The organism is Enterobacter sp. C6 (assembly GCF_008122455.1).
In the GTDB taxonomy this organism is placed as follows: Bacteria; Pseudomonadota; Gammaproteobacteria; order Enterobacterales; family Enterobacteriaceae; genus Enterobacter; species Enterobacter pseudoroggenkampii.
In genome coordinates this window covers 15,270-33,678 of record NZ_QPFW01000227.1, presented here as the reverse complement: position 1 = coordinate 33,678, position 18,409 = coordinate 15,270, and the positions used below count along the sequence as shown (strand labels likewise).

17 protein-coding genes are annotated in these 18,409 nt (G+C 55.7%); 9 read left to right on the top strand and 8 right to left on the bottom strand.

Going from position 1 to position 18,409, the window contains the following annotated elements:
* Nucleotides 1-4 precede the first annotated feature (4 nt).
* The 5 genes from ssuB to ssuE are packed head-to-tail and all read right to left on the bottom strand — an operon-like array spanning nucleotide 5 to nucleotide 4,245.
* Entirely contained in the window at nucleotides 5-775 is a 771-nt protein-coding gene (gene ssuB, locus DOU50_RS13880) for an aliphatic sulfonates ABC transporter ATP-binding protein (protein WP_024907778.1), read from the bottom strand.
* The gene (ssuC, locus tag DOU50_RS13875; RefSeq protein WP_148769588.1) at nucleotides 772-1,563 is read right to left on the bottom strand and encodes an aliphatic sulfonate ABC transporter permease SsuC; all 792 of its coding nucleotides are present in this window, start codon (nucleotides 1,561-1,563) and stop codon (nucleotides 772-774) included. The genes ssuB and ssuC overlap by 4 nt, the downstream gene beginning before the upstream one ends.
* Nucleotides 1,564-1,572: 9 nt before the next feature.
* A complete protein-coding gene (gene ssuD / locus DOU50_RS13870) occupies nucleotides 1,573-2,718 on the bottom strand; it encodes an FMNH2-dependent alkanesulfonate monooxygenase (protein WP_032658175.1) in 1,146 nt (381 codons plus the stop codon).
* Nucleotides 2,715-3,677: a sulfonate ABC transporter substrate-binding protein gene (locus DOU50_RS13865; protein ID WP_032649154.1), complete on the bottom strand. Its 963-nt coding sequence runs from the start codon at nucleotides 3,675-3,677 to the stop codon at nucleotides 2,715-2,717. Before DOU50_RS13865 ends, ssuD begins: the two co-directional genes overlap by 4 nt.
* Entirely contained in the window at nucleotides 3,670-4,245 is a 576-nt protein-coding gene (gene ssuE / locus DOU50_RS13860; RefSeq protein WP_023335146.1) for an NADPH-dependent FMN reductase, read from the bottom strand. Before ssuE ends, DOU50_RS13865 begins: the two co-directional genes overlap by 8 nt.
* 248 nt (nucleotides 4,246-4,493) lie before the next feature.
* Between ssuE and pyrD the strand changes: the two genes are divergently transcribed.
* Together pyrD and zapC are read left to right on the top strand one after the other, a co-directional pair.
* Complete coding sequence (pyrD, locus tag DOU50_RS13850; RefSeq protein WP_032649152.1) at nucleotides 4,494-5,504, top strand: quinone-dependent dihydroorotate dehydrogenase; 1,011 nt, start codon at nucleotides 4,494-4,496, stop codon at nucleotides 5,502-5,504.
* A gap of 166 nt (nucleotides 5,505-5,670) precedes the next feature.
* On the top strand, nucleotides 5,671-6,213 hold the full coding sequence (zapC, locus tag DOU50_RS13845; protein WP_024907772.1) for a cell division protein ZapC: 543 nt from the start codon (nucleotides 5,671-5,673) through the stop codon (nucleotides 6,211-6,213).
* On the opposite strand, the gene DOU50_RS13840 is transcribed toward zapC, so the two are convergent.
* Entirely contained in the window at nucleotides 6,210-7,319 is a 1,110-nt protein-coding gene (locus DOU50_RS13840; RefSeq protein WP_148769587.1) for a YcbX family protein, read from the bottom strand. The two genes, zapC and DOU50_RS13840, sit on opposite strands and share 4 nt — an antisense overlap.
* Before the next feature lie 98 nt (nucleotides 7,320-7,417).
* Between DOU50_RS13840 and rlmKL the strand changes: the two genes are divergently transcribed.
* The 6 genes from rlmKL (at nucleotide 7,418) to rmf (ending at nucleotide 15,345) form a co-directional block, all read left to right on the top strand.
* Entirely contained in the window at nucleotides 7,418-9,526 is a 2,109-nt protein-coding gene (gene rlmKL / locus DOU50_RS13835) for a bifunctional 23S rRNA (guanine(2069)-N(7))-methyltransferase RlmK/23S rRNA (guanine(2445)-N(2))-methyltransferase RlmL (RefSeq protein ID WP_148769586.1), read from the top strand.
* A 12-nt stretch (nucleotides 9,527-9,538) separates the two neighbouring features.
* Complete coding sequence (locus DOU50_RS13830; protein ID WP_024907770.1) at nucleotides 9,539-11,446, top strand: ABC transporter ATP-binding protein; 1,908 nt, start codon at nucleotides 9,539-9,541, stop codon at nucleotides 11,444-11,446.
* Between the two features lie 13 nt (nucleotides 11,447-11,459).
* Nucleotides 11,460-12,713 carry a membrane integrity-associated transporter subunit PqiA gene (gene pqiA / locus DOU50_RS13825; RefSeq protein WP_024907769.1) on the top strand — a complete coding sequence of 418 codons (1,254 nt, stop codon included), beginning with the start codon at nucleotides 11,460-11,462 and terminating at the stop codon, nucleotides 12,711-12,713.
* Between the two features lie 4 nt (nucleotides 12,714-12,717).
* On the top strand, nucleotides 12,718-14,358 hold the full coding sequence (gene pqiB / locus DOU50_RS13820) for an intermembrane transport protein PqiB (RefSeq protein WP_061715628.1): 1,641 nt from the start codon (nucleotides 12,718-12,720) through the stop codon (nucleotides 14,356-14,358).
* Complete coding sequence (pqiC, locus tag DOU50_RS13815; protein ID WP_024907767.1) at nucleotides 14,355-14,921, top strand: membrane integrity-associated transporter subunit PqiC; 567 nt, start codon at nucleotides 14,355-14,357, stop codon at nucleotides 14,919-14,921. Before pqiB ends, pqiC begins: the two co-directional genes overlap by 4 nt.
* A gap of 256 nt (nucleotides 14,922-15,177) precedes the next feature.
* Nucleotides 15,178-15,345 carry a ribosome modulation factor gene (gene rmf, locus DOU50_RS13810; protein ID WP_013097261.1) on the top strand — a complete coding sequence of 56 codons (168 nt, stop codon included), beginning with the start codon at nucleotides 15,178-15,180 and terminating at the stop codon, nucleotides 15,343-15,345.
* Between the two features lie 71 nt (nucleotides 15,346-15,416).
* Here rmf and fabA read toward each other — a convergent pair whose 3' ends face one another.
* Together fabA and DOU50_RS13800 are read right to left on the bottom strand one after the other, a co-directional pair.
* The gene (fabA, locus tag DOU50_RS13805) at nucleotides 15,417-15,935 is read right to left on the bottom strand and encodes a 3-hydroxyacyl-[acyl-carrier-protein] dehydratase FabA (RefSeq protein WP_008499931.1); all 519 of its coding nucleotides are present in this window, start codon (nucleotides 15,933-15,935) and stop codon (nucleotides 15,417-15,419) included.
* Between the two features lie 68 nt (nucleotides 15,936-16,003).
* Complete coding sequence (locus DOU50_RS13800) at nucleotides 16,004-17,764, bottom strand: AAA family ATPase (protein WP_024907766.1); 1,761 nt, start codon at nucleotides 17,762-17,764, stop codon at nucleotides 16,004-16,006.
* A 186-nt stretch (nucleotides 17,765-17,950) separates the two neighbouring features.
* Between DOU50_RS13800 and matP the strand changes: the two genes are divergently transcribed.
* Nucleotides 17,951-18,403 (top strand): macrodomain Ter protein MatP, encoded by a 453-nt coding sequence (matP, locus tag DOU50_RS13795; protein ID WP_008499929.1) that lies wholly within the window; start codon nucleotides 17,951-17,953, stop codon nucleotides 18,401-18,403.
* Nucleotides 18,404-18,409 lie beyond the last annotated feature (6 nt).

The window sequence follows — 18,409 nt, the reverse complement described above, 5'->3', positions numbered from 1 at the left end:
GGCATCAGGCATTAGCCTTAGCTCGCTGTAACTCTATGCTCCCGCGCTTCATCACTCGATCTAATACCTCAGCTTCGAGCTCCGCCAGTCTTGCTGAGCCCACGCGACGAGGCCGCGGAAGATCCACCGTCAGATCCAGACCTATTTTCCCGTCCTCTATTAACAGCACCCGGTCCGCCATCGCGACGGCTTCGCTCACGTCATGCGTCACCAGCAGTACCGTAAAGCCGTGCGCCTGCCACAGGGATCCAATCAAATCCTGCATTTCGATTCGCGTCAGGGCGTCGAGCGCGCCGAGCGGTTCATCAAGCAGCAGCAGGCCAGGACGGTGAATCAACGCCCGCGCCAGCGCCACGCGCTGCTTCTGCCCACCCGAGAGGGCGGCAGGCCATTCATCGGCTCGATTTTCCAGCCCAACGGCGGCCAGCGCCTGGCGGGCTTCATCCCGCCAGCTGCCCTTAAGACCGAGCCCGACATTGTCGATAACCGTTTTCCACGGCAGCAGCCGCGCGTCCTGAAACATCATGCGGGTATCGTCCTGAATATTCGAAAGCGGCGTTGTTCCTGCCAGAATGTCGCCGCCGTTGGGGGCTTCCAGTCCGGCCAGCAGCCTTAGCAGGGTACTCTTGCCGCCGCCGCTGCGCCCGACAACGGCCACAAATTGTCCGGCGGGGATATGCAGATCCAGCCCGTTAAGAATGGTGTTTTCGCCGTAGCGTTTGGTCACGCCGTTCAGCAGTAACGGTGTTCCCTGGTTCAGTCGTGCAGTATTCATGCTTTCGCCTCCTGAAGGGTGTAGGCCGGGTTCCAGCGCAGCCAGCTGCGCTCCAGCCACTGGGCGCTAACGTCGGCGAGTTTGCCGAGCAGGGCATACAGAATGATGGCAACCACCACCACGTCCGTTTGCAGGAATTCGCGGGCGTTCATCGCCAGGTAACCAATGCCTGAATTGGCCGAGATAGTCTCTGCTACAATCAGCGTCAGCCACATCAGGCCGAGCGCAAAACGCACCCCGACCATAATGGAGGGCAGGGCGCCCGGCAGGATCACGTGTATAAAGAGAGAAAAACCCGATAAGCCGTAGCTGCGCGCCATCTCCACCAGACCGCGATCGATATTGCGGATCCCGTGCCAGGTGTTGATGTAGATCGGGAACAATGTGCCCAGCGCCACGAGGAAGATTTTGGCGCTCTCATCAATCCCAAACCACAGGATAACCAGCGGGATCAGCGCCAGATGCGGCACGTTGCGCAGCATCTGAATAGAGGTATCCAGCAGCCGCTCGCCCCAGCGGGAAAGGCCACTGATCAGGCCCAGAACCAGACCGATGCTGCCGCCGATGGAAAACCCAATCACGGCGCGCCAGGAGCTGATCGCCAGATGCTGCCACAGCTCACCGCTCACGCTCAGCGACCAGAACGCTTCTACAACGCCCTCCGGGGAGGGCAGAATGCGGCTCGACAGCCAGCCGGTGGACGACGCGAACTGCCAGAGTGCCACAATGCCGACGGGTAAAAACCACGGCGCGGCGCGCAGCAGCCATTTTTGTGAGGTGGCAGACATGGTCACTCCTTAGCTCTGTGCGGCTTTGCGTGGAATAAACTCGTTCGCCACGGCTTCGCCCTGAAGCTGAAGCCGCTGCGGCTGTGGAATTTCCGGAATGGCGACATCCAGATGCGGGAATAACAGCTCGCCCACCTTGTACGCCTCTTCCAGATGCGGATAGCCGGAGAGAATAAAGCTGTCGATGCCCAGCTCGGCGTATTCATTAATTCGCGCAGCCACGGTCGGGCCGTCGCCAACCAGCGCCGTACCCGCACCGCCACGTACCAGGCCGACGCCCGCCCACAGGTTCGGGCTGATCTCCAGGTTCTCGCGCTTGCCGTTGTGCAGGGACGCCATTCGGTGCTGTCCGACGGAGTCGGTTTTGGCAAATGCGGCCTGGGCTCTGGCGATCGTTTCATCATCCAGATGCGAGATCAGGCGGTCCGCCGCCTGCCAGGCTTCTTCATTGGTTTCGCGAACAATCACATGCAGGCGAATGCCGAAGCGCACCTTGCGGCCATGGGCGGCCGCCTTAGCGCGGACCTGGGCAATTTTTTCTTTCACCAGCTCAGGCGGTTCGCCCCAGGTCAGATAGAGATCGACCTGCTCTGCCGCCAGATCCTGGGCCACATCCGACGATCCGCCAAAATAGAGCGGCGGGCGCGGCTGCTGCACTGGCGGGAAGTAGAGTTTCGCGTCGCGAACGTGGATATGCTTGCCTTCAAAGGTAACGGTTTCACCTTCCAGCAGACGTCGCCAGACGCGGGTGAACTCGGCGGAGGCTTCATAGCGCTCGGTATGGTCGAGAAATACCCCATCGCCCGCCAGCTCCTGCGGATCGCTGCCCGTCACCAGGTTAAACAGGGCGCGGCCGTTGGACAGTCTGTCCAGCGTTGCCGCCTGACGCGCCGCCACGGTGGGGGAGACAACGCTCGGGCGTAACGCGACCAGGAACTTCAGACGCTGGGTGACCGGGATCATCGACGCGGCCACGAGCCAGGCATCTTCACATGAACGTCCGGTCGGGATCAGCACCCCGGTGAAACCGATTCGGTCCGCTGCCTGCGCAATCTGCTGCAGGTAGCCGTGGTCAACCGGGCGCGAACCCTCTTCTGTACCAAGATAGTGTCCATCACCGTGGGTGGGTAAAAACCAGAAAAGATTCAGACTCATGATTTAGCTCCTTCTTTGCCTGCGGGCTGCCAGATGCGTTCGCGAATAGTGACCTGTTTCGGCACCAGGTGGTTTTGATAGAAAAGGTCTGCCGTTTGTTGCTGAAGCGCGGCGACGTGGGCGTCCACGGGCGTGATGGTGGTCGGTGGACGGTGGTTGAGATAGCTCGCGATCACCGGCTCAGGTAAGCCCATGGTTTTCGCCAGCAGGGTAATGCTCTCCTGGCGCTGGGTCTGGGTCAGCGCATCGGCCTGGGTAAAGGTATCCAGTACGCCCTGAATAAATGCGCCGTTCTTTTCCGCATAAGGACGCGCGGCCAGATAGAACGAACCGGTCTGCTTCAGCGTGGTGCCGTCTTTCAGCACGCGAACGCCGCCCTGCAGTAAAGCGGCGGAGTAGTACGGATCCCAGATGGCCCAGGCATCAACGTTCTTCTGCTGGAATGCAGCGCGCGCGTCGGCAGGCGTCAGGTAAACAGGTTGAATGTCAGTGAACTTGAGTCCGGCTTCTTGCAGGGCACGCAGCAGCAGGTTGTGTGAGCTGGAACCTTTCTGGAAAGCAACTTTATGCCCTTTAAGATCGGCGACGCTTTTAATGTCGCTGTTTTCTGGCACCAGAATCACTTCGGCCTTCGGTTTGGGCGGCTCAACGCCAACATAGACGAGGTCCGCTCCCGCCGCCTGGGCGAATATCGGCGGAATATCACCCGTACTGCCGAGATCGATACTGCCGACGTTCAGGGCCTCCAGCATCTGCGGGCCAGCCGGGAACTCCACCCAGGAGAATTTGGTGTCCGGGAAGCGTTTTTCCAGAAGCTGGTGGCTTTTCGCCAGCACCATGCTGACACTGCCTTTCTGATAGCCAATGCGTAAACTGTCCGGAGCCGTTTCTGCGGCATGGGCCAGCGAGGAAAGCGCCATCAGACCTGCCAGGCCGATACGGGTTAACGTTTTAAACATGTGCGACTCCTTGAGGCTGACCAAACGCCGGCGCCTGGATATCCCTGCGGTGCAGAGCATGCCAGAAGGTTTCCAGGGCAGTATCGAGGCGGGTTTGCAGGTTCGGCGTAAAATGAGGTTTATGTTGATAATCGATAACCTGGGAGTCATCGGCGAAAACGCCGTGGAGGATCTCCTGCGCTTTCAATGCGTTCAGCACCGGCTTCAGGGCATAATCCACGGCCAGTAAATGGGCAACCGTACCGCCCGTTGCCAGCGGCAGCACGACTTTGCCGTCCAGGGCACGTTCCGGAAGCAGATCGAGCAGGGTTTTCAGCGCCCCGGAAAAAGAGGCTTTATAAATGGGCGTTGCCACAATTAGGCCGTCAGCGCCGTTAAGCTGCTCGATGAGCGTTTTAAGCGCAGGGCTGTCGAAACGGGCATAAAGCAGATCTTCAGGTTCGAAGTTATGCAGGTTCCAGTGGCACACTTCCACATCCAGGGCATTGAGTTTTTCGCGGGCATATTCCAGCAGGGCGCTGGATCGCGAAGGGAATCGTGGACTTCCGGCCAGGGTAATGACGCGCATACTTCCTCCTTATAACTAATTGTTTGCTTTTATCTAACATTCATAACAATTTTCAGGAGTGTGACACCGCGCGGTTATTCCACTAAATGATTTATCTGCAATTAAAATGCGAAAAAGTGCATAAGAAATAGACAGGGAGGTAAACGATTGCGTTTTACGCTGATTTTTTGCCGCAGGTCAATTCCCTTTCGCGCGTGGATCGCCCATAATCCCCTCCCGGTTTGCACACCGGGAATCCAGGAGAGTTCATGTACTACCCCTTCGTTCGTAAAGCTCTTTTCCAGCTCGACCCTGAGCGCGCTCATGAATTTACAATGCAGCAATTACGTCGTATTACCGGAACGCCGCTGGCCGCGCTGGTGCGTCAGCATGTCCCGGTAAAACCTGTGCAGTGCATGGGTCTGACCTTTAAAAACCCGCTGGGTCTGGCGGCTGGTCTGGACAAAAATGGCGAGTGTATCGATGCCCTGGGCGCGATGGGCTTTGGCTCCATTGAAATCGGGACCGTCACGCCCCGCCCGCAGCCGGGAAATGACAAGCCGCGACTGTTCCGCCTGGTTGAAGCCGAAGGGCTGATCAACCGCATGGGCTTTAATAACCTTGGCGTTGATCACCTTGTTGAGAACGTTAAAAAAGCCCACTTTGACGGAATTCTGGGCATCAATATCGGCAAAAATAAAGACACGCCGGTCGAGCAGGGTAAAGATGACTATCTGATTTGTATGGAAAAAGTCTACGCCTATGCCGGTTATATTGCGGTGAATATTTCTTCACCCAATACTCCGGGGTTGCGCTCCTTACAATATGGCGAAGCGCTGGACGATCTTCTGAGTGCCATTAAAAATAAGCAAAATGAACTCCAGACGATCCACCATAAATATGTTCCGGTCGCGGTTAAGATCGCCCCGGATCTTTCTGCCGAAGAATTGATCCAGGTTGCCGACAGTTTAGTTCGCCATAATATTGATGGTGTGATTGCAACCAATACCACCCTCGATCGCTCCCTCGTGCAGGGAATGAAAAACTGTGACGAAGCGGGTGGGTTAAGCGGACGTCCGGTACAATTAAAAAGCACCGAGATTATTCGCGCCCTGTCTGCGGAATTAAAAGGACGCCTGCCGATTATTGGCGTCGGTGGCATCGACTCCGTGATTGCTGCGCGCGAGAAGATGGCGGCGGGTGCGTCACTGGTGCAAATCTATTCCGGCTTTATTTTTAAAGGACCACCGCTGATTAAAGAAATCGTTACTCATATCTAATCTTTTCTCTTAATCAGACAACCAGGGCTTTATTTCCAGCCCTGGTTGTTTTATATTCCGTCACTGTTGCTTATTTAGACATTATAGTCTTTTATTAATGGTGTTATAAACGAAGCGGCGATCAGGACATTTTTAGTACAGGACGTTTCGGGGACGGGAGAGAAACATGCGAATTAAACCTGACGATAACTGGCGCTGGTATTTTTGCGACGAGCATGATCGAATGATGCTCGATTTAGCCAATGGCATGTTGTTTCGCTCTCGTTTCGCCCGCCGAATGTTAACCCCGGACGCGTTTTCCCCGTCGGGCTTTTGCGTTGACGATGCGGCGCTTTATTTCTCTTTCGAAGAAAAATGCCGCGATCTGGTGCTTTCTAAAGAGCAGCGTGCCGAGCTGGTATTAAATGCGCTGGTGGCTATCCGCTTCCTGAAACCGCAAATGCCGAAAAGCTGGCATTTCCTGCCGCACGGTATGAACTGGACCCCGGCAACAGGTGACGCGGCGAGCGTCAATCTGAGCGATACCGCAGAAGAGGTAAGCCTGCTGGTGGTTGAGCCTGGTGAAAATGCTGCGCTCTGCCTGCTGGCCCAGCCCGGCGTAACCATTGCCGGGCGGACGATGCAGCTTGGCGATGCCATTAAAGTGATGAACGACAGGCTGAAGCCACAGCTGCGCGTAGATTCTTTCAGCCTCGAACAGGCGGTTTAAGCTTCCAGCTGTACGGACGTTTTCGGTATGCAGCTACAGCACAGAATTGTGCCGTCATTTCCAATTGCCGATTTTTTCAACGCACTTACTTCGCCATCCACCAGCCTGATGCGGCAGCATCCGCAAATGCCTGCGCGACAGGAATAGGGGACGCGAATACCTGCCTGCTCCAGTTGCTCCAGTAATACCTGCTGGTTGTTGCCACGGATGATGTTTCCCTGCCAGTGAATATCTACCGCAGAAGCGACATTCGTCACAACGTCGACCATTTCTTCTTCCTGACCTGAGCCGTACACTCTTGCAGGCCCTCGGGCAAGGATCTCTACCTCATCACCAACGCGGATTGCACCGCTGGAGCGCGGGATCAGGTTCTGGCCGAAATCCACATCGCCGTTGTCCTGCGCGGTGCGGAATGACTGCAGCGTCTTCAGCGGTTCGCCGGAAGGGTGCTTCTGGCCTTTCTCCGGGCTCACCGTGGTGAAAATGCAGCGGCTACAGGGTTTTACGACATCAAAGATGACGCTGCCAATGCGGATCACTTTCCAGGTGTCTTCGTCCCAGGCGTCAACACCGGTCACCACCAGGTTCGGACGAAACTGTTCCATCTGAACGCTGGCTTTGCAGCGGCGTTGTAAATCACGCAGCGAGGCTTCGTTAGTCAGCAGGAACGGGAAGCCATCGGCGAAGGAGAGGGGAACGGCGTCGTGGCGCTTCACGCGACGCGTCAGCTCAGGCCCAACCCAGCGCAGCTGCACGTCACGGGAAAAGAAGCCGCTCAGCCAGCGGTTAATCTCATCCGGGGCGATGCGCGCGGTAAAATGGTTACCCCACACTTCCGTTGGCGCATCGACGGGCGCAAAATCCGCAAAGCGAATCACCGCGCTGGAACCGTCCGGCGCGGTAAGGTGCAAACCGTCGTGAAGCGGGGAAGGGGTAAAGCGAACCATCTGCGGGAACTGGCGTGCGGTAATAAACGTGCCGTCAGGCTCGGTGACCATAAAAATACGATCGAAGGCGAATCCGCTCATGTCGGCCAGCGCGTGAGAGACGCCGATTCCGCGCATGGATTTCACCGGATGAATAAAAAGCCTGGATAACGTCGCCACTGCACACTCCCACAAATGAAAATAAGCCTTCAACTTTATGACATACACGCCATATTAGCTATAATGCGCGACAATTTTCTAAGAGTAAAAGTGACGATATGAATTCTCTGTTTGCCAGTACGGCCCGTGGGCTGGAAGAGCTGTTAAAAACTGAACTGGAAAGCCTGGGCGCACAAGAGTGCCAGGTGGTTCAGGGTGGTGTCCATTTTGAGGGCGACACGCGGCTTATTTACCAGAGCCTGATGTGGAGTCGCCTGGCGTCGCGCATCATGCTGCCGATGAAGGAGTGCAAGGTTTATAGCGACCTTGACCTCTATACCGGCGTACAGATGATCGACTGGACAGAGATCTTCACCCCGAATGCCACCTTTGCGGTGCATTTCAACGGCGTGAACGACGAGATCCGCAACAGCCAGTACGGTGCCCTGCGCGTAAAAGACGCCATTGTGGACTGCTTCACGCGTAAAAATAAGGAACGTCCGAACGTCGATCGTGAAAACCCCGATCTGCGTATTAACGTCTGGCTGAACGGTGACACGGCGAGCATCTCTCTCGATCTAAGCGGTGCAGGTCTGCATCTGCGCGGCTACCGCGATCGTACCGGTATGGCGCCAATTAAAGAAACGCTGGCGGCTGCCATTGTCATGCGCTCCGGCTGGCAGCCGGGCACGCCGCTGCTCGATCCGATGTGTGGTTCCGGTACGTTGCTGATTGAGGCGGCCATGCTGGCAACCGATCGCGCGCCGGGCCTGCATCGCGGTCACTGGGGCTTTAAAGGCTGGGCACAGCACGATGAAGCGCTCTGGAAAGAGGTCAAAGACGACGCGCAAACCCGCGCACGCAAAGGCCTGGCAGAGTACACCTCCCACTTTTATGGTTCGGACAGCGACCCGCGCGTCATTGAACGCGCGCGCAGCAACGCCCGTCGCGCTGGTATCGGCGAGCTGGTCACCTTCGAAGTGAAAGACGTGGCGAACCTGACCAACCCGTTGCCAAAAGGCCCGTACGGTACCGTGATCAGCAACCCGCCATACGGCGAGCGTCTGGACAGCGAGCCTGCGCTGATTGCCCTGCACAGCCTGCTGGGCCGCAATATGAAGGACCACTTCGGCGGCTGGAACCTGTCTCTGTTTAGCGCCTCGCCGGAGCTGCTGAGCTGCCTCCAGCTGCGCGCCGATCGCCAGTTTAAGGCCAAAAACGGCCCGCTGGACTGCGTGCAGAAGAACTACCATCTGGCGGAGAAAGCGGCCGACAGCAAGCCGTCCGGCGTGGCGGAAGATTACGCCAACCGCCTTCGCAAAAACCTGAAGAAATTTGAGAAGTGGGCGAAGCAGGAGGGCATTGAATGCTATCGCCTGTACGATGCCGACCTGCCGGAATACAACGTGGCGGTTGACCGCTACGCGGACTGGGTGGTGATTCAGGAATATGCGCCACCGAAAACCATTGATGCGCAAAAAGCGCGTCAGCGCATGCTGGACGTCATTGCCGCCACCATCGCCGTGCTCGGCATTGCGCCGAACAAGCTGGTGCTGAAAACCCGCGAGCGTCAGAAAGGAAAAAATCAGTATCAGAAGATGGGCGAGAAGGGCGACTTTATCGAAGTGAGCGAATACAACGCGCGCCTGTGGGTCAACCTGACCGACTATCTGGATACCGGTCTGTTCCTCGACCACCGTATCGCCCGACGCATGCTGGGCCAGATGAGTAAAGGCAAAGATTTCCTCAACCTGTTCTCCTATACCGGCAGCGCCAGCGTGCATGCGGGTCTGGGCGGGGCGCGGAGCACCACCACGGTGGATATGTCCCGCACCTATCTGGAATGGGCGGAGCGCAACCTTCGTCTTAACGGCTTAACCGGACGTCAGCATCGCCTGATGCAGGCTGACGTGCTGGGCTGGCTGCGCGACACCGACGAGCAGTTTGACCTGATCTTTATCGATCCGCCGACCTTCTCCAACTCCAAGCGTATGGAAGATAGCTTTGATGTACAACGCGATCACCTGCGCCTGATGACCGACCTGAAGCGCCTGCTGCGCAAAGGCGGCACCATTATGTTCTCGAACAACAAACGCGGCTTCCGTATGGATCATGACGGCTTAGCAGCCCTGGGACTGAAAGCACAAGAAATCAGCCAAAAAACGCTGTCTCAGGACTTTGCCCGTAACCGTCAAATCCATAACTGCTGGTTGATTACCGCGGTCTGAAAGGAAAAATAAATGTCTTTAATTAGTATGCACGGCGCGTGGCTCTCTTTCAGCGACTCACCGCTTCTCGACAATGCAGAACTGCACATCGAAGATAACGAGCGCGTCTGTCTGGTGGGCCGTAACGGCGCGGGTAAATCCACGCTGATGAAAATCCTCAACCGTGAACAGGGTCTGGATGACGGGCGTATTGTTTACGAGCAGGATCTGATTGTCTCCCGCCTGCAGCAGGATCCACCGCGTCACGTGACCGGCAGCGTTTACGATTTCGTGGCGGAAGGGATCTCCGAGCAGGCTGAATACCTGAAGCGCTATCACGAGATTTCGCATCTGGTGATGACCGATCCGAGCGACAAAAACCTCAACGAACTGGCGAAAGTGCAGGAGATGCTCGATCACCACGGTCTGTGGCAGCTTGAAAACCGCATTAATGAAGTACTGGCGCAGCTCGGTCTGGAACCCGATATGGAACTGTCGGCGCTCTCCGGCGGCTGGCTGCGTAAAGCGGCTCTGGGCCGCGCGCTGGTCAGCGGGCCGAAGGTGCTGCTGCTGGACGAACCGACCAACCACCTGGATATCGAAGCGATTGACTGGCTGGAAGGTTTCCTGAAAACCTTCAGCGGCACCATCATCTTTATCTCGCATGACCGTTCGTTTATTCGCAACATGGCGACGCGCATTGTCGACCTCGACCGCGGCAAGCTGGTGACCTATCCCGGCGATTACGATACGTATCTGCTGGAGAAAGAAGAAAACCTGCGCGTGGAAGAATTGCAGAATGCCGAGTTCGACCGCAAGCTGGCGCAGGAAGAGGTCTGGATCCGCCAGGGCATCAAAGCCCGTCGTACCCGTAACGAAGGCCGCGTACGTGCCCTGAAGGCGATGCGTCGCGAGCGCAGTGAACGCCGTGAAGTGATGGGCAGCGCCAAAATGCAGGTGGAAGAGGCGTCCCGTTCCGGCAAGATTGTCTTCGAAATGGAAAACGTCAACTATCAGGTTGACGGTAAAGTGCTGGTGAACGATTTTTCCGCGCAGGTGCAGCGCGGCGATAAAATTGCGCTCATCGGCCCGAACGGCTGCGGTAAAACCACGCTGCTGAAACTGATGCTGGGCCAGCTGCAGGCCGACAGCGGACGTATTCACTGCGGGACCAAGCTGGAGGTCGCCTACTTCGACCAGCACCGCGCGGAGCTGGATCCGGACCGTACGGTGATGGACAACCTCGCCGAAGGTAAGCAGGAGGTGATGGTAAACGGTAAGCCGCGCCACGTGCTGGGCTACCTGCAGGACTTCCTGTTCCATCCGAAACGCGCCATGACGCCGGTGCGCGCGCTGTCCGGCGGTGAGCGAAATCGTCTGCTGCTGGCTCGCCTGTTCCTTAAGCCAAGCAACCTGCTGATCCTCGATGAACCGACGAACGACCTCGATGTCGAAACGCTGGAATTGCTCGAAGAACTGATTGACGGCTATCAGGGTACCGTGATGCTGGTCAGCCACGATCGCCAGTTCGTGGATAACACCGTGACCGAGTGCTGGATCTTCGAAGGTGAAGGGCGAATTGGGCAATACGTAGGCGGTTATCATGATGCAAAAGGGCAGCAATTGCAGTCTCTGGCGCAGAAACAGTCAAAGTCCAAAATAAGTTCTGAACCTGCTGTAACAAAAGCAGAAACTGTCAAGAAAACCTCGGCTAAACTAAGCTATAACCTGCAGCGCGAACTGGAGGGGCTACCGCAGCGTCTTGAAGAGCTGGAAGCCGCGCTTGAGGATTTGCAAAAACAGGTTGCTGATGCGTCATTCTTTACTCAATCGCATGACTATACTCAGAAAGTACTGTCAGAAATGTCCGCGGCTGAAAAAGCCCTGGAAGAAGCATTTGAGCGCTGGGAGTACCTTGAGTCTCTGAAAAACGGCGCATAAACAGGGATAACATATGTGTGACCAGCACCATGCCGACAGGCATATTTTATGCTCGCAATGCGATATGCTCGTGGCGTTGCCAGAGCTTGGTCACGGACATAAAGCCCTGTGTCCACGTTGCGGTGCGACGTTGACAACCGAGTGGGACGCGCCGCGGCAGCGTCCCACTGCTTATGCTTTGGCAGCATTGTTTATGCTGCTGCTCTCCAATCTCTTCCCCTTCATCTATATGAAGGTGGGGGGGATCACCAGCCAGGTAGATTTGCTTGAAATTCCGGGCGTGATGTTCTCGGAAGATTACGCCAGCCTGGGGACCTTTTTTCTCCTGTTTGTCCAGATAGTCCCGGCTTTTTGTCTGGTCGTCATCCTTTTGCTGGTGAACCGCGTCAGGATGCCGGCACCGCTGAAAATCCGACTGGCGCGTATCCTTTTTCAGCTCAAAAGCTGGGGGATGGCCGAGATCTTTCTGGCGGGGATTCTGGTCAGCTTCGTGAAGCTCATGGCATACGGCGACGTGGGGATTGGCAGCAGCTTTATTCCCTGGTGTCTGTACTGCGTTCTGCAGCTGCGCGCCTTCCAGTGCGTGGACAGGCGCTGGGCGTGGGACGATATCGCGCCAGCGCCGACGCTTGCACAGACGGTGAAGGTCGGCGTACCCGGTATTCGTCAGGGGCTGCGTTCTTGCCCATGCTGCACCGCCGTGCTGCCCGCCGATCTCGACGTTTGTCCGCGCTGCGAAACGAAAGGGCACGTACGCCGTAAAAATAGCCTTCAGTGGACGATGGCGCTGCTGGTCACATCCATCATGCTGTATCTGCCAGCCAATATTCTGCCGATCATGATCACCGATTTGCTCGGTGACAAAATGCCCTCGACGATCCTCGCCGGGGTGATACTGCTCTGGGGCGAAGGTTCTTATCCGGTCGCCGGCGTCATCTTTATCGCCAGTATTATGGTGCCCACCTTAAAAATGATTGCCATTGCCTGGCTCTGTTGGGATGCGAAAGGGCATGGAAAACGCGATAGCGAACGCATGCACCTGATTTATGAAGTGGTCGAGTTTGTCGGACGCTGGTCAATGATTGACGTGTTTGTCATCGCCGTTCTCTCTGCACTGGTGCGGATGGGCGGTTTGATGAGTATTTATCCCGCGATGGGGGCTTTAATGTTTGCACTGGTCGTGATTATGACCATGTTTGCGGCCATGACCTTCGACCCTCGTTTATCGTGGGATCGTGAGCCTGAATCAAGCCATGAGGAAGAGTAAGAGCATGGAAAATAAGAGTGGAGAGGCGAAAGTGCAGAAGGTCAAAAACTGGTCGCCGGTGTGGATTTTTCCCATCGTGACTGCGCTGATCGGTGCATGGATCCTGTTTTATCATTACAGCCATCAGGGACCGGAAGTCACGCTGATAACCACCAATGCCGAGGGGATTGAGGGCGGTAAAACGACTATCAAAAGCCGAAGCGTGGATGTGGGCGTGGTGGAAAGTGCAACCCTGACCGACGATTTAACCCATGTGGAGATCAAGGCGCGCCTTAATGCCGGCATGGAAAAACTGCTGCACGGCGATTCCGTTTTCTGGGTCGTTAAGCCGCAGGTGGGGCGTGAGGGAATCAGCGGCTTAGGGACGCTGCTTTCGGGCGCCTACATTGAGCTGCAGCCTGGCGCTAAGGGTAACCAGCCAGCCAAATACCAGCTTCTGGATTCACCGCCGCTTGCACCACCTGATGCCAAGGGTATCCGCGTGATCCTCGACAGTAAAAAAGCAGGTCAGCTTACGGCGGGCGACCCGGTCCTGTTCCGCGGCTACCGCGTGGGATCGGTTGAGAAAAGCACGTTTGATCCGCAGAAACGCGCGATCAGCTATCAGCTCTTTATCAATGCGCCAAACGATCGGCTGGTCACCAGCAATGTCCGTTTCTGGAAAGACAGCGGGATCGCGGTGGATCTGACCTCGGCAGGTATGCGCGTTGAAATGGGGTCGCTGACCACGCTGTTTGGCGGCGGCGTAAGTTTTGACGTGCCGGAAGGCCTGGATTTAGGGCAGCCGGTCGCAGAGAACACCGCTTTCCGTCTCTTTGACGATCAAAAAAGTATTCAGGATGCGCTCTATACCGATCACGTCGACTTCCTGATGTTCTTTAAAGATTCTGTCCGCGGTCTGCAGCCGGGGGCGCCTGTTGAGTTCCGCGGTATTCGTCTCGGTACGGTTGGACAAGTTCCGTTCTTCGTCCCGGGCCTGAGCCAGATGCTGGATGATGACTATCGTATTCCGGTGCTGATCCGCATCGAACCGGAGCGTCTGCTAAACCAGATTGGCGAAAATCAGGATATTGCTGCCCATATCTCTCAACTGATGGAACGCGGCCTGCGTGGATCGTTGAAGACGGGTAACCTGGTGACCGGTGCGCTGTATGTGGATATGGACTTCTACCCGAAAGCACCGCCGATTACCGGTATCCGTGAATTCGGTGGCTATAAGATCATCCCAACGGTGAGTAGCGGCCTGGCGCAGATCCAGCAGCGTCTGATGGAGACGCTGGATAAGATCAACAATCTGCCACTGAATCCGATGATTGAAGCGGCGACGAACTCTTTGAGCGAAAGCCAGGCAACGATGCGTCGTCTGCAAACCACGCTGGATAACATCAACAAGATTACGGCGAGCCAGAGCATGCAGCAGCTTCCGCAGGACATGCAGAAAACGCTGCGTGAGCTGAACCGCAGTATGCAGGGCTTCCAGCCGGGTTCAGCGGCCTACAACAAGATGGTGGCAGATATGCAGCGTCTTGATCAGGTCTTACGTGAACTGCAGCCGGTGCTGAAAACGCTCAACGAGAAGAGCAATGCGCTGGTGTTCGAAGCGAAAGATAAAAAGGATCCTGAGCCGAAGAGGGCAAAAGAATGAAAAAGTGGCTATTGATGGTTGGTGCTCTGCTGTTAACGGCGTGCAGTTCAGGAGTAGATAATAAAAGCTACTATCAGCTGCCTGTGGCGACCCACAGCGGTGGGCAAAGCACGGCCAGTCAGGGAAACCGTCAGCTGTGGGTTGAGCAGGTTGCGGTGCCGGATTATCTGGCAGGAAACGGCGTGGTCTATCAGACCAGCGACGTTAAATACGTGATTGCGACGAACAACCTGTGGGCCAGCCCGTTGGATCAACAGCTGCGCAACACGCTGGTGGCCAATCTGGGCAGTCAGCTACCGGGTTGGGTTGTCGCGTCGCAGCCGTTGGGTAACGACCAGGATACGCTGAACGTCACCGTAACGGGCTTCCACGGCCGTTATGATGGTGCGGTGGTGATCAGCGGGGAGTGGTTGCTGAATCATCAGGGGCAGCTGATTAAGCGTCCTTTCCATCTGGAGCTCAAGCAGCAGAAAGATGGCTATGACGAAATGGTGAAAGTCCTGGCTCAGGGTTGGGCACAGGAGTCGGCCAGCATCGCGAGGGAAATCTCCCGGCTGCCATAAGTAAAATTCATCATCAAAAACCGCAGTTGGCCTCTCGCTGATTGCGGTTTTTTTTTCGTTTTCACTTCAGTTTGTTACTTGTGCTGCGTCACAATTTTTGTACAAATGAACTTCCAGGTAGCTCACAAATATGACACCCGTATGAATTTTGAACATTGACGATGGGGCTAATTCGGGGTATTCGTTATCTGTGCCTGTACATTGAGTGCAGACACTGTTTTCTTTCCACCAGACAAAAGAATGAGGGAAACGAGGCATGAAGAGACAGAAACGAGATCGCCTGGAACGGGCTCATCAACGTGGTTATCAGGCCGGCATCGCTGGACGTTCTAAAGAAATGTGTCCTTATCAGACGATAAATCAAAGGTCACAATGGCTTGGAGGTTGGCGAGAAGCCATCGGCGACAGGGCACTCATAGCCTGATAACGTCTCTTTCAAAAAAGAAACCTCCGCAATGCGGAGGTTTCGCCTTTCCGGGAGTGCGAAAAGCACGATCAGAACGCAGAAGTATCCTGGAACAGGCCAACTTTCAGGTCGCTTGCGCTATAGATCAGACGCCCGTCTACCAGCACTTCGCCATCTGCCAGGCCCATAATCAGGCGGCGGTTAACGATGCGCTTGAAGTGAATACGATAGGTCACTTTCTTCGCTGTAGGCAGAACCTGGCCAGTGAATTTGACTTCGCCCACGCCCAGTGCGCGGCCTTTACCTTCACCGCCCAGCCAGCCCAGATAGAAGCCAACCAGCTGCCACATCGCATCCAGGCCCAGACAGCCAGGCATTACCGGATCGCCAATAAAGTGGCAACCGAAGAACCACAGGTCCGGGTTGATATCGAGTTCTGCTTCTACGTAACCCTTATCGAAGTTGCCGCCGGTTTCGGTCATTTTCACGACACGGTCCATCATCAGCATGTTCGGGGCCGGTAACTGTGGGCCTTTTGCGCCAAACAGTTCACCGCGACCAGAGGCAAGAAGATCTTCTTTTGTATAGGATTCGCGTTTATCTACCATGTTCTCAGTAAGCCTTATTTTAGTGAAGGACGCAGGATAGCTAACACGTGTACGCTGAACAAGTCCGATCAGTTCGAACTAAACCAGCCCAGCCAGCGTAACGGCCATGGATAACGATGACGAGCATCCTGCTGTGTCGCCTGAGCAATGCGCTCCTGGATAGTCTGCATCAGGGTGGTTTGCCCTTCGCCATCCCATACCAGGTTTGTCAGTAAGGGTAGTGCATCCTCAATCCCTTCGATGGCCCAGATAGCGAACTGCTCTTGTTCCACCGCATCCAGAATCTCCTGACTGAGGCTTAAATGGCGTGCGTTGGGAGCCGGGATAATCACACCCTGCTTGCCGTTTAAACCGCGCTGCTGACAGATAGAGAAGAAGCCTTCAATTTTCTCGTTGAGGCCTCCCACTGGCTGGGCGCGGCCAAACTGGTCCACCGAACCGGTGATCGCGATGTTCTGATTGATGGGCACTTCCGCCAGGGCGCTGATTAAGGCGCACAGCTCGGCCATAGAGGCGCTGTCGCCATCCACTTCGCTGTAGGACTGCTCAAACGTCAGCGAGGCGGAGAAGGGGATCTGTTGCTCAAGCTGCAGCTCTGACATCAAAAACGCCTGCATGATCATCATGCCTTTGGCGTGTATGTTGCCGCCCAGCTCGGCTTTCCGTTCAATATCGGTAAACTCGCCATCGCCAATGTGCACAACGCAGCTGATACGGGACGGCTCCCCGAATGCGCGCGGATGGCCTGGAAATTCAATCACAGACAGGGCGTTAATCTGCCCGACGCGTTCGCCTTCGGTTTCCACCAGAATTTGTTCGAGCAGAATTTCATCCTGCATGCGGTCAGCAAGATAGCCTTCTCGCCACTCACGCTGAGCCAGCATCTGAGTGAGCTGTTCGCCGGTGAACGCCCCGTCACCGCTAATCACACCCACTTCACGCAACTGCTTGCCGATCCAGAGCGGGCAGAGTGGCAGCGTTTCCTGGTCACCGGTATAGCGCACCGCTTCGCGGATCAGGCCTGGCCACGCGTCAGCCGCAGGCGTTGGCAGCGCAAAACGTTCTGCTACAGCCATCACCCACTGGCACCACTGCGCCATATCGTCGGCGTCAGCAATCTGGATGTTGTCTTCGTATTCGCTATACACGGCCTGCTCAGCCAGTTCCGGCTCCATTTCCTGGAAGTCCGCCAGCGATTCACGGTCGCCCGTCAGCACGACGGTCAGCGACAGCGGCATAGAGGGAACAGAGACGGGCAGAGGACGAGACTCATCGTAGCCGACCCAGTCGAAACGCTGCTGGTGCACGATGGTTTTCAGACGCATCCACAGCAGCGGCTGCGAGAGCAGGGTGCGCAGTGAAATGATCAGAACACCGCCATTTGCGCGATGTACCAGCCCAGGCTGCAGCGAAAGCTCGCCGTTAAACTGGCGCAGACAACCAAAAAGTTGTTCAGCCTCAACCCAGTTAGCGGTAATCACCTCGCCCTTAGCGGCAAAATGGCCGTCGGCCTGTGCCGCCGGTTCGAAAGTGACATCATGTCCCGCGATACGATACTGGCCGCCAAAAACGGCGTTCGCTTCCGGCTTTAACTGACGCACGGCATCCCCGAACAACGTCAGGTATTCCGCTTCTTCCGGGGCTTTGAGCAGCATGAAAGGCGCAGTTGCCCATGGGCTTAAGACCTGCTCCAGCGCGTAATGCAAACGGGGCTGCGTATCGCTAAGGATGAATTCGTGTTCTTTTGCGAGTTCGGGCTGTGCAAACAGTTCCTGATAACTTTCGGTATCCGGAACAAGGTCACGCCATGCAAGTTTCGTAATGGTCAAAGTTGATGTTTTTTAGTCAGATGTAAAAGCGTGGAGTATACCGTAAGCGGGGGGCTGTACCCAAGCAGGATTGGGGATTTCGACAGGGTGATTGGCTGCATTCACTCACAGGATATGATTTCTTTTCAGCAGATTGCTAAAAAACTGATATTCTGAACAGAGTTACGTGGTAACACTGAGATCGCAATGAAATATCAACAACTGGAAAATCTCGAAAGCGGCTGGAAATGGAAGTACCTGGTCAAAAAGCACCGTGAAGGGGAGCTGATCACCTGCTACATCGAAGCCAGCGCTGCACAAGAAGCCGTGGATATTTTGCTGACCCTCGAAAATGAACCGGTACAGGTTAACGGCTGGATTGAGAAACACATCAATCCTGCCTTGTTAAACCGGATGAAGCAAACTATCCGTGCGCGACGCAAACGGCATTTTAATGCTGAGCATCAGCACACTCGAAAAAAATCAATCGACCTGGAGTTCGTTGTCTGGCAACGTCTGGCTGGGCTGGCACAACGACGGGGCAAAACGCTGTCGGAAACCATCGTGCAGTTGATTGAGGATGCCGAACATAAAGAGAAGTACGCCAACCAGATGTCGACGCTGAAGAACGACCTTCAGGCTCTGTTAGGTAAAAAATAGATTTTT